At 73.1% G+C, this 12,121-nt stretch carries 13 protein-coding genes and 1 pseudogene; 12 read left to right on the top strand and 2 right to left on the bottom strand.

Annotated features, from left to right (window positions below):
* Window positions 1-8: 8 nt before the first annotated feature.
* The 10 genes and pseudogenes from ACZ5DS_RS26620 to ACZ5DS_RS26575 all read left to right on the top strand — a co-directional run bounded on the left by ACZ5DS_RS26620 (window position 9) and on the right by ACZ5DS_RS26575 (window position 8,344).
* Window positions 9-266 carry an acyl carrier protein gene (locus ACZ5DS_RS26620; RefSeq protein ID WP_468243088.1) on the top strand — a complete coding sequence of 86 codons (258 nt, stop codon included), beginning with the start codon at window positions 9-11 and terminating at the stop codon, window positions 264-266.
* A complete protein-coding gene (locus tag ACZ5DS_RS26615) occupies window positions 263-1,663 on the top strand; it encodes an aminotransferase class III-fold pyridoxal phosphate-dependent enzyme (protein ID WP_468243086.1) in 1,401 nt (466 codons plus the stop codon). Before ACZ5DS_RS26620 ends, ACZ5DS_RS26615 begins: the two co-directional genes overlap by 4 nt.
* Complete coding sequence (locus ACZ5DS_RS26610) at window positions 1,660-2,127, top strand: acyl-CoA thioesterase (RefSeq protein WP_468243083.1); 468 nt, start codon at window positions 1,660-1,662, stop codon at window positions 2,125-2,127. The genes ACZ5DS_RS26615 and ACZ5DS_RS26610 overlap by 4 nt, the downstream gene beginning before the upstream one ends.
* Window positions 2,120-2,626, top strand: coding sequence for a 3-hydroxyacyl-ACP dehydratase FabZ family protein (locus ACZ5DS_RS26605; protein WP_468243081.1), 507 nt, complete (start codon window positions 2,120-2,122; stop codon window positions 2,624-2,626). The genes ACZ5DS_RS26610 and ACZ5DS_RS26605 overlap by 8 nt, the downstream gene beginning before the upstream one ends.
* Window positions 2,623-3,858, top strand: a complete 1,236-nt coding sequence (locus tag ACZ5DS_RS26600; RefSeq protein WP_468243079.1) for a beta-ketoacyl-[acyl-carrier-protein] synthase family protein — start codon at window positions 2,623-2,625, stop codon at window positions 3,856-3,858. The genes ACZ5DS_RS26605 and ACZ5DS_RS26600 overlap by 4 nt, the downstream gene beginning before the upstream one ends.
* Window positions 3,855-4,481: a polyketide synthase gene (locus ACZ5DS_RS26595; RefSeq protein ID WP_468243076.1), complete on the top strand. Its 627-nt coding sequence runs from the start codon at window positions 3,855-3,857 to the stop codon at window positions 4,479-4,481. The genes ACZ5DS_RS26600 and ACZ5DS_RS26595 overlap by 4 nt, the downstream gene beginning before the upstream one ends.
* A complete protein-coding gene (locus ACZ5DS_RS26590) occupies window positions 4,478-5,890 on the top strand; it encodes a class I adenylate-forming enzyme family protein (RefSeq protein ID WP_468243074.1) in 1,413 nt (470 codons plus the stop codon). The genes ACZ5DS_RS26595 and ACZ5DS_RS26590 overlap by 4 nt, the downstream gene beginning before the upstream one ends.
* Window positions 5,891-5,949: 59 nt before the next feature.
* Window positions 5,950-6,831 (top strand): TIGR03619 family F420-dependent LLM class oxidoreductase, encoded by an 882-nt coding sequence (locus ACZ5DS_RS26585; protein WP_468243072.1) that lies wholly within the window; start codon window positions 5,950-5,952, stop codon window positions 6,829-6,831.
* A 46-nt stretch (window positions 6,832-6,877) separates the two neighbouring features.
* Entirely contained in the window at window positions 6,878-7,444 is a 567-nt protein-coding gene (locus ACZ5DS_RS26580; protein WP_468243069.1) for an amino acid permease, read from the top strand.
* A pseudogene (locus tag ACZ5DS_RS26575) lies at window positions 7,396-8,344 on the top strand (amino acid permease). The gene ACZ5DS_RS26580 and the pseudogene ACZ5DS_RS26575 overlap by 49 nt, the downstream one beginning before the upstream one ends.
* An 82-nt stretch (window positions 8,345-8,426) precedes the next feature.
* Here ACZ5DS_RS26575 and ACZ5DS_RS26570 read toward each other — a convergent pair.
* A complete protein-coding gene (locus tag ACZ5DS_RS26570; protein WP_468243067.1) occupies window positions 8,427-9,131 on the bottom strand; it encodes a gamma-glutamyl-gamma-aminobutyrate hydrolase family protein in 705 nt (234 codons plus the stop codon).
* Window positions 9,132-9,266: 135 nt separating this feature from the next.
* Window positions 9,267-9,953 carry a TetR/AcrR family transcriptional regulator gene (locus ACZ5DS_RS26565; protein WP_468243065.1) on the bottom strand — a complete coding sequence of 229 codons (687 nt, stop codon included), beginning with the start codon at window positions 9,951-9,953 and terminating at the stop codon, window positions 9,267-9,269.
* Window positions 9,954-10,093: 140 nt separating this feature from the next.
* On the opposite strand from ACZ5DS_RS26565, the gene ACZ5DS_RS26560 reads away from it, so the two are divergent.
* Complete coding sequence (locus ACZ5DS_RS26560) at window positions 10,094-10,696, top strand: NADPH-dependent FMN reductase (protein WP_468243063.1); 603 nt, start codon at window positions 10,094-10,096, stop codon at window positions 10,694-10,696.
* 15 nt (window positions 10,697-10,711) lie between these two features.
* On the top strand, window positions 10,712-12,121 hold the full coding sequence (locus ACZ5DS_RS26555) for a DHA2 family efflux MFS transporter permease subunit (protein ID WP_468243060.1): 1,410 nt from the start codon (window positions 10,712-10,714) through the stop codon (window positions 12,119-12,121).

Below are 12,121 nucleotides of genomic sequence, written 5' to 3'. Positions count from 1 at the left end.
AACGACGCATGGACGTACTGCGGGGCGTCAAAGGGATCCTCGCCTCGGAACTGCAGGTCGAAGTGCCGGCCGAGAAGATGCAGCCGGTGGACAGCCTCCGTGACCACTACGGCCTCGACTCGGTCGGCTTCGTGGAACTGCGGGTGCAGTGCGAGGAGATGTTCGGCGTCGCCATCGACGACGACGACTTCGAGCAGTTCGAGACGCTGGGCGCAGTCGTCTCCCTCGTGGAGCGGCTACGGCGGGAGAGGGGCGCCGGGGAATGACGCACGGCTCCGTGCCGGCCGCCGCACCACGCACACACCTCGCCGAAGCCGACGTCCAGCGCCTTCTGGCGTCCCGGGCGACCCACCTCAGCCACTACGGCCACAGCCGGCTGCCGTTCGCCTTCGTCGCCGGCCACGGCATCGAGATCGACGCCGTGGACCTCCGTGCGGGCCGCACCGGCCGGGAACTGCGGCTGCTCGACGCGAGCGGCGGCTACGCCAGCGCCCCGCTGGGCGTCGGCCACGAGGTCGTGCGGGGGGCGCTGAGCCGCGGGGCCGGCCTCGGCCATGCCACCGACGAGGTCGGCTCGCTGGAGCGCGCCCTGCTCCTCGACCGGCTCTTCGGCCCGGAGGGCCTGTGGCGGGCGCACTTCCCGCCCGGCGACTACCACGTCAGCGGCCGCAACTCGGGCTCGGAGGGCCTGGAACTCGCGCTCCGGCTGGTCCTGGAGTCGCGCTTCGACGCCCGTCGGCTCCGCCTTCGCCAGGGCGGGGAGCGACGCGACACGATCCTCGCCTTCACCGGGGCATGGCACGGCTGGACCGACGGCCTGGTACCGCTGCTGAACCGCCGTCACTTCCGTGTCGGGCTGCCGGTTCCCGAGCCCCAGCAGTCGTACGGCATCGGCGTGCAGCACATCCCCTTCGGCGACGTACAGGCCCTGGAGGAGTACTTCGCCGACCGGGGCGACCGGCTCCTCGCCGTGTTCGCGGAGCCCGTCCAGGGGGACGCCGGCATCCTGGTCCCGCCGGCCGGATATCTCAGGCGTCTGTCGGAGCTGTGCGCCACGCGGGGCGCGCTGCTCGTCGCCGACGAGGTCCTCACCTTCGCCCGGACCGGGCGGTTCTTCGCCATGTACGACGACGGTCCCGTGCCGACGGACATCACGGTGATCGGCAAGTACCTGGGCATGGGTGCCCTCTCCACCTCCATGGTCATCGCCCGGCGGGAGCTGGGGGTGCGCAGCTCCGGCGCCGTCGCCACCTCCGACCTGCGCCCCCTGACCTGCGCCGTGATCGGGGACGGGCTCGGCCATCTGGTGCGGCACGGGCTGGTCGAGGGCGCCCGGGACCTCGGCGCCCGGCTGCGACGGCGGCTCACCGCCGAACTCGTCGAGCGGTTCCCGGAGACGTACCACGAGGTCCGGGGCGTCGGCGCGATGAACGGCGTCGAGCTCACCGGGCCGGCCGCCGCGCGGCTCCGGGCCCTGCGCGAGCACCTGATCGGGGCGGGCGTCTACGTCGAGTTCATGGCGGGAGCCGGCCGCCGGACCGGCCGGCGGTATGTGCACCCGACCCTCCGGCTGGCCCCGGCGCTGGTCACCACACCGGAGCAGGCCGACGAGATCGTGGACAGGCTGCGGGCCGGCACCCAGTCCTTCCTGGCGGACACATGACCCCGACCCCGTGCACCGACGCGTCCCGGCCTGCCGGCCCGGCGGGCGGCCCGTACCGCACGCGGGTCGAGCACGTCGACACGGACGCCACGGGCATCGTCCACTTCTCCCGCTTCACCTCGCTGCTGGAGACGGCCGGCCTGGAGTTCCTCGAAGCGCACGGGGCGGGGCTGACCGCCTTCGAGGAGGCCGGCGTCCGGCTGGTGGTCACCGACCTGCACGTCTCCTACGCCCGCAGCGCCGTCTACCGCGATCTGATCGTGGGTCACGCTCGTGTGGCCCACGTCGGCGGCGCCCGGTTCCGCGTCGCCGTGGACCTGTCCCGGGAGGAGCACGACGGCGCCCTGACGCGGCTGGCTTCCGGGACTCTCACCTTCGCCTCCGTGGGCCTGGTCGCGGGGCGGGCGGTCCCTCTGCCACGCGGCCGACGGCTCGCTCTGAAAGGAATCGCCACCCATGAGTGAGAGCACGAGCGAGAAACGCACCGAGCGGGCCCTGGGCACCTCCGCCATCAAGGAGCTGGTGCGGGGCCGCCACCCACGGCTCTTCATCGACCGCGTCGTCGATCACGAACCGGGCGTGTTCCTCAAGAGCCTGATGGCCGTCTCCAGCCAGCTCGACGTGATGGTCGGGCACCTTCCCGAACGCGACCTGTTCCCCGGCGTGTTCCTGCCCGGCAGCCACCTGATGCAGGCGTTCGCCCAGTCGGGTGTGATCCTCTACCAGCTGAGCGCACCGCCCCTGCGCGACGACGAGGTCACGCTGGTCGGCTCGGTCAAGGCACGGTTCAGGAGCGTCGTGGTGCCCGGGGACCTGGTCGTCTTCGACGTGCGCGCCGACAGCCTCCGCGGCCATGTGTTCCTCTTCTCGTCCTCGGTGACCGTCGACGGGCGGTCCGTCGCCTCCTTCCGCGGCACGATGAGCCGGGCCAGGCTGGACACGATGGGGGAACAGCTGTGGTGAGCGCGCCGGCCGGCCTCCCGGTGATCACCGGAATGGCCTGGACGACGCCGCTCGGCGACGGGCTGGACGAGGTCTGGGACCGGCTGTGCGCGGGGGAGACCGCCGTCGCCCCACTGGCCTCGCCGCACCGGTTGCGCGGGACGCTGGCAGCCGTCGTACCGTCCGTGCCGTACGACGCGGAGCCCGAACAGCGGCAGCGGGAACTCGCCGTACGGACCCTGCGTGCCGCGTTCGCCGACGCGGGCCTGGCCACCGACGACCCGGGCGTGACCCTGGTGACGGGGACCAGCTACGGCGGACACCTCGACGCTCCCGGAGCCGGAGCGCTGTCGGCCTGGGCGGAGCACGCGGCGCGGAGCATCGGTCACCCCGGCCGCCCGGTGTGCGTGACGACGGCCTGTTCCGCCGGATCGGACAGCCTGGGCGTCGCCCACGCCCTCATCCGTTCCGGCGTGAGCCGCGTCTGCGTGGCGGGCGGTGCCGACGTGGTCTCCGAAGCCAAGCGGCTGGGGCACTCGGCGCTCGGCACGATGAGCCGCACCGGCCTGCGCGCCTTCGACCGCGACCACGACGGCATGGTGCTCGGGGAGGGCGCCGCCTTTCTCGTCCTGGAGCATCCCGCCTCGGCCCGCGCCCGGGGCGCCCGGATCCATGCCACGCTGAGCGGCACGGGAGCCGCCAACGACGCGTTCGCCCTGACCGCGCCCGATCCGTCCGGTCACAGCGTCGTGGCCTGCGTGCGCCGCTGTCTGGCCGAGGCGGGCGTCGGCACCGGGCGGATCGGCGCGGTCTGTGTGCACGGCACCGGCACACCACGCGGTGACGAGGCGGAGGCCCACGCGCTGGCCCGGATCTTCGCCGAGGAGGCTCCCGGGCCCCTGCTGTTCGGCACCAAGGGCGCCCTGGGGCACAGCCTCGGTGCGACCGGCGCCATCGAGGCGGTGGCGACGGTGCTCGCGCTCGGGCGGGGAAAGGTGCCGCCGCTCGCCGGCCTCGGCTCACCACCCGCCGACGCGCCTCTCCGGTTCGCCGTCGACTCCCCCGGGGAGCACGCGGGAGACGCGGCCATCAGCCTCACCCTCGGCTTCGGGGGGTTCGACACCTGCCTGCTGTTCACCGCGCCGGACAAGGAAGAAGGGGCCGAGGAAGAAGAGGCCGAGGAAGAAGAGGCCGAGGAAGAAGGGGCCGAAGAAGGGGACGTGGAAGGGGACATGGAAGGCGGGACTTCATGACGGCGGCGGGCGGCAGCCGTACCCCATGCCCGGCACCCACCGCCGCCGTCCTCGGCACGGCCGAGCTGACCGTGGACGACCCGCGGCAGTGCGCGGACGACCGGCCCTCGTTCTACGCCGATCCCGTCGCCTGGCTGCTGACCGCCGCGGTCGGGCGGACGCTGGAGGCGGCGGGCGCCGTGCAGCAGGACGTCCTGCGCGCGCACGACGAGGTCGGTGTCATCGCCGTGAGCGAGAACGGCACGGCGCCCACGATGGCGGGGATCGCCCGTACGGCCGCGCGCTCGCGGGTCTCACCGCTGCGGTTCGCCGGGGCCAACCCCAGTCTGCTCGCGGGCCTGCCGTGCCTGCGCTGGACGTTCCGGGGGCCCTCGCTCGTCCTGGCGATGCCGCCGTCCGCCGCCGCGGACATCGCGCTCACCGTCGCGGACCACTGGCTGCGCTCCGGCCACGCCCGTTACGTCGTCTGCGCCGCGCACGCCGTCCGGGACGGCAGGCACGAGGCTCGCGGTGTCGTCCTGGGCCGCCCCGGCACGCCGGAGCCCGAGGCCGCCGCCCCTTCCGCCCGGGCCCTGCTGGCCGGAACCGGGGACCGCCCGACGCTCGCGAAGGAGCGCGCATGACGCGGCACGCCGCCTCCCCCGGCGACGCGGGTCACCAGCTGGACGGGGCACGCGTCGCCGCCTGGCTCGACCGCTGCGCCGATGTCCGCCCCTCGCCCGGCCTGCCCCCGCTCGACGACACGCTCGGCGACCTGGCCGGCCTCGGCCTGGCGCCGGGCAGCGTGGTCATCGTCGCGATGAGCGGCTCCCTGGCCATGGTCCAGGTGTACCTCTCCACGCTGCTCGCGGGGCTGGTGCCGCTCGCCATGGCACCGGCGACCCCCTCGGCCAGGGTCCGTGGGCTGGCCCACCGCTTCGAAGCGGCCGCGGTGGTGGGCCCCCGCGTCGAACCCGGGCTCTACGGTGCCCGCGGCGTCCATCGTGTGGGCGCGGCCCAGGCCGTCGTGCTGGACGGCGGGACGCCACGGCACCGCTCCGGCGAGGTGCTGATCGCGACCTCCGGCACGTCCGGCATGTTCAGCGCCTGCCTGCACCGGGTCGACTCCCTGCTGCGCAACGCACACCGTCACGCCGTCTCCGTGGGACTGACCGGCTCCGACACCGTGCTCGTGAGCCTGCCGCCGTACTACTCCTACGCCCTGGTCGCGCAGGTGCTCGCGGCGTACCTCACGGGAGCGCGGCTGGTGGTGGCGGGACCTCCCTTCACTCCGTCCTCCTATGCGGCGGCACTGCGGCGGCACGACGTCACCCACTCCTCGGTCACCCCGTCGCTGGTGCGCCGCCTGCTGGCCCTGCCCGACGACATGCCCAAGGGGCTGCGGGCGCTGACGGTGGGCGGCGACCACCTCGACGCGGACGCGGTGGCCGCCCTGCTGCGCCGGAGGCCGGGCGGGGAGCTGTACGTCACCTACGGCCTGACCGAGGCCGGGCCGAGAGTCTCCACCCTCGCCGCGCACGCGGAGCCGGCGCACCGGTTCGCCTCCGTCGGCCGCCCGCTGCCCGGTGTGCGCGCCGCCCTGCGCCCGCCCCTCGGTGCGGACGGCACGGGCGAACTGCTGGTGGCCTCCGACACCGTGCTGCTCGCCAAGATCGGCGAGACGGATCGCTCGCCCCGCCGCACCCTGGTGGCGCCGGGAACGGTCGCCACGGCGGATCTCTTCCGCATCGACGACGGGTATCTGTACTTCCAGGGCCGGGTGTCCGATTTCGTCGTGGTGCGCGGCGAGAAGGTGTCCCTGCAGACGGTGCGCCAGGCGGTGCACACGGTCCCCGGCGTCGTGCACTGTGCGCCGGTCCTGTCCTTGGCGGACGACGGCGACGTGGCCCTGGACCTCGACGTCACGGTGACCGACCCCCGCCTGGAAACCGAGGGGGTCATCCGGCATGCGCTGAAGACCGTGCTGCTGCCGGCGGAGCGTCCTCGCTCCATCCGTGTCACGGCGGTCGACCAGACCGTCTTCCGCAAGTGACCCGTCGATCGTTGGAACAGGTCCGTGGAACAGGTTCGTGGAACAGGGGGGAGACCGCGATGCGTCTGGGGTGCGATCTGCCGCACCGCGCCGACCCCGGCGAGATCCGGGCCTTCGCGCAGGCCGCGGAGGAGATCGGCTACGACCATCTGTGCATACCCGAACGGATCGTCTCGTCCGACCGGACAGCGCCGGCCGAGGGCTCGTACGAGATGTTCACACTGCTCGGTTTCCTGAGCGGGATCACCTCGCGTCTGGAACTGGCGAGTTCGATGCTGCTGCTGCCGGTGCGGCCGGCGGCCCTGGCGGCCAAGCAGGCCGCAGAGATCGACCTGCTCAGCGGGGAGCGGCTGCGGCTGGGCGTGGCCGTCGGCTGGCACACCGGTGAGATACGGGCGCTGGGGGTGGAGCCGCGGCTGCGCGGCGAGCTGTTCGAGGAGCAGGTCCGGGCCATGCGGATGCTCTGGACGCAGGACACGGTCGATGTCGCCGGGCGGCATGTCCGGCTGACCCAAGCGGCCCTGTCCCCTCGCCCGCGGCGCGCGGTCCCGGTGTGGATGGGCGGCGGCACGGTCCGTTCCCGGGGCGTACCGCCCGAGCGGGCGCTGCGCCGCATCTCCCGGCTCGCCGACGGTTTCACGATGATCGCCTCCCTCGGGAAATGGCCGGACCAGGGCGCCCGGCTCATCGCCGACCTGCTGCGGCGGGTTGAGCTGGCCGGGCGGGAGCCGTCGGCGTTCGGCGTCGAGGCGCGCCTGCTCGCGCATCTCACTCACCGCGACGCCTGGTGGGACGCGGGCTACCGTTGGAAAAGAGCCGGGGCGACCCATGTGACGGTGAGCGGCAGCCGTGCCCCGGCCTCGGGTATCGACCAGCACATCGCGCTGATCACGGACGCCTACACCGCTCTTCGCCCCCTGCGTGACCTCGCCGGCGACTGACCGTCGGCTCGACCCGGTCGACCCCATCACCGGACCAGGAGGCTGCGTGAAGACTCACTCCCACGAGGCCGGCCCCGCCCCGCTGCGCAGTGCCCTCGGCACCCGGCAGATGACCATGATCGCCATCGGCGGCGTCATCGGCGCGGGGCTGTTCGTCGGCAGCGGCAAGGCCGTCCGTCAGGCGGGCCCAGCGGTGATCATCGCCTACGCGGGGGTCGGGGTCCTGGTCGTATTAGTCATGCGCATGCTCGGGGAATTATCAGTGGCGCAACCCGAGACGGGGTCGTTCTCCACCTACGCGGGCCGCGAGCTGGGCCCCTGGGCCGGTCTCTCGATCGGCTGGCTGTACGCCTACTACTGGTGTGTGGTCATCGGGTTCGAGGCGGTCACGTCCGGTTTCCTCGTCCACCAGTTCATACCCGCCGTGCCGACGTGGCTCGCCGCCCTGGCCGTGCTGAGCGCGCTCATGGCCGTGAACTTCTGCCGCGTGGAGTCCTTCGGCACCTTCGAGGTCTGGTTCGCCATGGTCAAGGTGGTGGCCATCGTGGCATTCCTGCTGCTGGGGTGGCCGTCATCCTGGGGCTGCTGCCCCAGCGGCCGGCCCCCGGGCTGACGAATCTCACCGGCCGTGGTGGGTTCGCCCCGAACGGCTGGGTCCCCGTCCTGCAGGCTTCGCTGGTCGTCGTGTTCTCGTACTTCGGCACCGAGGCCATCACCATCGCAGCCGGTGAGGCGCAGCGCCCGGCCGACGCGGTCCGTGCCGGGATCCGCAGCGTGATCTGGCGCATCCTGCTGTTCTACGTCGGCGCGCTGGCCGTCATCGTCACCCTGCTGCCCTGGAACGCCGCGAAGGTGACCAGGAGCCCCTTCGTCGCCGTCCTGGACACCATCGGCATCCCGTACGCGGCGACGGTCATGAACGCGGTCCTGCTGACGGCAGTGCTCTCCTGTCTGAACTCTGGCCTCTACACCTCCTCGCGCATGCTCTACAGCCTGGCCCGCCGGGGCGAGGCCCCCCCGGATCCTGGGCGGTACGGCGCCCAACGGGTCGCCGGTCGCCGCCGTGCTGCTGGCATCGAGCGTCGGGCTCGGCACCGTGGTGGCCAACTACTTCGTGCCCACCGGAGCCGTACTGGAGTTCCTCCTGAGCTCCTCCGGTTCCCTCGCCATGGTGATCTACCTCAGCGTCACCGTCACCCATCTGCGGGCCCGGGCCCGGCTGGAGCGGGAGTGCTCCGAGCGGCTCACCGTGCGCATGTGGTGGTACCCCTACCTCGACGTCCTCGTTCTGGTGGTGCTGCTCGCCATGGTCGCAGGCATGGCGCTGCACACGGAGACCCGACGCTCACTGGCCCTGACGCTGCTGGTCACCGTGGTCGCGGTGGCCGCGGGAGTGCTGAGCACGCGCCGGAGCGCCCTGCGCGCCGGGGCACCGGGCCGGGTCACGGCCTCCGCCCCCGGGACCGGCCGGTCCCGCGCCGAGCCGCGCGGCGACGACAGCCGGCTCACCTGAACGAAGTACCTCAGATGAAAGAAGTACCTCAGATGAACGAAGTACCTCAGATGAACGAAGTACCTCAGATGAACGAAGTACCTCAGACGTGACCGCGAGCGGCCTGCACCAGAGCCCGGAACAGGGCCTGCTGCGCCGGATCCCGCCGTTCCGTGTCCTCGGGATGCCACTGCACCGCCACCATCCATCCGGGCGCGCCGGACCTCTCGAACGCCTCGACGGTCCCGTCGCCCGCGCGTGCGGTGACGGTCAGCCCCGCCCCCAGCCGGGCCACGCGCTGATGGTGGTAGCAGGAAACGTCCATCTTCTCTGCGCCGGTCGCCCGCGCGAGCAGCGAGCCGGGAGCCGGCACCACCCGGTGCGTGGAGCGGTGATCACCCCCAGGACCGCCCATGTCCTGGTCCAGGGTCCCGCCGAGCACGGTGTTGACCACGTGCAGCCCGCGGCAGACGGCGAGCATCGGAAGCCCGGTTTCCAGGCAGTGCCGGGCGACGGCCAGATCGAAGGCGTCCTGTTCCAGGTCGTCGTCCAGCGCGCCGGTGCGTTCCTCGCCGTAGAGGTGGGGGGCGAGGTCCCCGCCGCCGGGAAGCAGAACGCCGTCGAACCGGGCGAGCCGGGCGGCAGCGTCGGCGGGCTCCGCGGGATGCACGGTGACCGGCTCACCGCCCGCCCGGTAGACGGCCTCCACCAGCGCTCGCGCAGTGACCTCGGCGGCGAACCGCAGACAGGAGGTCCGCTCGGCGAAGCGGGCCGGGACGGCGATCAAGGGGAGCGACGGTGACCTCATCGGCTGCCCTTTCCACGATGTTCCGCGATGTGCGCCTTGGCCCCGAGGCCCATGATGCCCATGGCGGTGCACGTCCGGGGCACGCCACGCGTGAGTGAACGGTCCGGCATCAGAGGCCGGGACCTTCGGAGCCGCTCAGCCCGCCCGGTACGCCCGCAGGAACGCCGCCACCCCGCCCGTGATCAGGCGGTCGGTCTCCTGCTCGGGCAGGGGCAGGACGCCGTAGTGGGTGGACTGGACGAGGGTGTGCGAGGTCAGGGCCGTGAAGTGGCCGGCCGTCAGGGCCGGATCGCCGTGTACGTCGAGCAGGCCGGCCTCGGCCAGGCGGGCCATCGCCTCGGTGAGGGCTCGGCCGACCGGTTCCGGGCCCGCTTCGTGCCAGGCCTTCAGGACCTCCCCCGGCACATGGTCGGCCTCGGCGTGGATGTGGCGGACCAGGGCGAAGTGGTTGGGGTAGTCCGCCATCAGGCCGACGAAGGCGCGGGCGAGGGCCACGAGGTCGCGTTCCAGGTCGTCGGGGTGCGGGGGGCGCTCCGGGTCCAGGACGGCGTTGAGGCGGGCCAGTTGGGCGTCCCGGACCTCGCTGGAGGTCCACGTCACCACCGTCTCGAAGAGCTGCGCCTTGCCGCCGGGGAAGTGGTTGTAGAGCGTGCGCGTGGAGACGCCGGCCTCGGCGGCCAGCGCGTCGACCGAGGCACGTGTGTAGCCCTCACGGCCGAAGAGCGTGCAGGACGCGCTCGCGATGGCGATCTGCTTCTCCAGCTTGCGCGGTGAGACCTCGCGCCGCGCCCGTGCCGTCCGGCTCTCGTTGGTTTCGCCCACTCCGGCTCCCTCCTTGACCAGCACTCTACCCGACTTGCAACGCTCGTTGTAATTTTTACAACGAGCGTTGTACTTTGCTGGAGAGGCGACGGCCGCACCGGGCGGCCCAAGTCGCCGTGAGCCCGAAATGGGGGATCCCTGTGTCCGAACGCACCGAAGTCCCGCTCCGTGTCGCCGTGATCGTCGGCAGTGTCCGCGAGGGCCGGCAGGGCCGGGCCGTCACCGAGTGGTTCCTCGGCACCGCCGCCGCCGACGAGGGCCTGGACCTCGACGTCGTCGACCTCGCCGAGGTGGAGCTGCCGCTGGCGATGCCCGGCTGGGGCGGCAGGCCGAGCCCCGAGGCCGTCGCCGCGCTGGAGGACGTCTCGCCCCGGCTTGCCGCCGCGGACGCGTTCGTCGTCGTCACGCCCGAGTACAACCACAGCTTCCCGGCGGCCCTGAAGAACCTCATCGACTGGCACCACGCCCAGTGGCAGGCCAAGCCGGTCGGCTTCGTGTCGTACGGCGGCCTCGGCGGCGGCCTCCGTGCGGTCGAGCAGCTCCGGCTGGTCTTCGCCGAACTGCACGCGGTGACCGTGCGGGACTCGGTCAGCCTGCACGGGCCGTGGTCCGGCCTCGGCGAGGACGGGGAGCCGCGTGACGCGGCCGTGTGCGCGGGCGCCGCCAAGGGCATGCTCGGCCAACTCGCCTGGTGGGGAAGGGCGTTGCGGGTCGCCCGCGCCGACCGTCCCTACGCGGCCTGAGGGCGGGCCGGCCGGATGCGTACCACCGAGTCCGTCGAGGCACCGGCCCGCCCGGTGCCGGTCATGTCCACCGCGCTGCACCGGACCGTGGCCGTCGTCGTCATCGGCTCCATGATGTCGGTGCTCGACATGACGATCGTCAATGTCGCGCTGCGCCGCCTCTCGGAGTCCTTCTCGGCCCCGCTGGAGACCATCCAGTGGACCGCCACCGCCTACACGCTCGCACTCGCCGCGGTCGTTCCCACCGCCGCCTGGGCGATGGCCCGGATCGGCGCCAGGCGCACCTATCTGACCGCGCTCGCCCTGTTCACGCTCGGCTCCCTGCTCGCCGCCTGCGCCTGGGACGCGGGCAGCCTGATCGCCTTCCGTGCGGTCCAGGGGCTGGGCGGCGGGCTGCTGCAGCCGGTCGGCATGACGATGGTGATGCGCGTCGCCGACCGGGACCGGCTCGGCCGCGCCATGGCCGTGGGCGGGCTGCCCATCCTGGTCGGGCCGGTCGCCGGTCCGGTGCTGGGCGGCCGGCTGCTCGACGCGGCCTCATGGCACTGGATCTTCCTGGTCAACCTGCCGGTGGGCCTCCTCGCCCTGACGCTCGCGCTCTGGCTGCTGCCCAGGGACGTGCCGGACCGGACGAGCGCCGCCCGCCTGGACGTCCCCGGGCTGCTGATGCTCTCGCCCGGCCTCGCCCTGCTCCTCTACGGCCTCGCGCGCGGCGGCGAGCGCGGCGACTTCACGGCGCCCGGCGCCCTCCTGCCCACGCTCGCGGGCGCCGCCCTCGTGGCCGGTTTCGTGCGCCGGGCGCTCACGGTCCGCGCCCCGCTGCTGGACCTGCGTCTGCTGCGCGACCGTACGTTCGCCGCCGGCATCGGCACGCTCGCCCTGTTCACCTGCGGCTACTTCGGCTCGATGCTGCTCGGGCCGCTGTACTGGCAGCAGCAGCGGGGGCTGAGCGCGACGGATGCCGGGCTACTGGGCGCACCGGCCGGCCTCGTCGTCGGTACGGCGATGCAGTTCGCGGCGCGGCTGATCGACAGGGCGGCACCGCGCCGGTTCGTCCCGGCCGGGATCGCGCTGGCCGCCCTCGGAATGGCGTCGGTGGGCTGGCAGTCCGGGGTGGCCCAGGTCGCGCCCTGGCGGATCGTCGTCTCGGCCATGGTCATGGGGGCCGGCATCGGCATGGTGCTGATGCCGACGATGACGACCGCGACCCGGGACCTGCCCCCGGAGCGGATGGCCGCGGCGAGCACGGCCCTGAGCATCAACTCCCAGCTGTGGGCATCGGTGGGGACCGCGGTGATCTCGGTGGTGCTGGGTGCGGCGGGCCAGGATCCGGCCGGCTTCCGCGTCACGTACGCGGTGGCGGCGACGCTCCTCGCCCTGGCTCTGCTCCCCGCCCTCGGCCTCCCGGGCCGCCGTCGGCCGTGA

The organism is Streptomyces sp. NPDC031100, from assembly GCF_055570785.1.
The sequence above is the reverse complement of the archived record's forward strand: the minus strand, read 5'-3'. Positions and strand labels throughout refer to the sequence as shown.

Coding starts and splice junctions, on each gene's coding strand:
- ACZ5DS_RS26595 (WP_468243076.1), top strand. CDS start 3,855: ATGACGGCGGCGGGCGGCAGCCGTACCCCATGCCCGGCACCCACCGCC.
- ACZ5DS_RS26570 (WP_468243067.1), bottom strand. CDS start 9,131: ATGAGGTCACCGTCGCTCCCCTTGATCGCCGTCCCGGCCCGCTTCGCC.
- ACZ5DS_RS26610 (WP_468243083.1), top strand. CDS start 1,660: ATGACCCCGACCCCGTGCACCGACGCGTCCCGGCCTGCCGGCCCGGCG.
- ACZ5DS_RS26585 (WP_468243072.1), top strand. CDS start 5,950: ATGCGTCTGGGGTGCGATCTGCCGCACCGCGCCGACCCCGGCGAGATC.
- ACZ5DS_RS26555 (WP_468243060.1), top strand. CDS start 10,712: ATGCGTACCACCGAGTCCGTCGAGGCACCGGCCCGCCCGGTGCCGGTC.
- ACZ5DS_RS26620 (WP_468243088.1), top strand. CDS start 9: ATGGACGTACTGCGGGGCGTCAAAGGGATCCTCGCCTCGGAACTGCAG.
- ACZ5DS_RS26590 (WP_468243074.1), top strand. CDS start 4,478: ATGACGCGGCACGCCGCCTCCCCCGGCGACGCGGGTCACCAGCTGGAC.
- ACZ5DS_RS26615 (WP_468243086.1), top strand. CDS start 263: ATGACGCACGGCTCCGTGCCGGCCGCCGCACCACGCACACACCTCGCC.
- ACZ5DS_RS26605 (WP_468243081.1), top strand. CDS start 2,120: ATGAGTGAGAGCACGAGCGAGAAACGCACCGAGCGGGCCCTGGGCACC.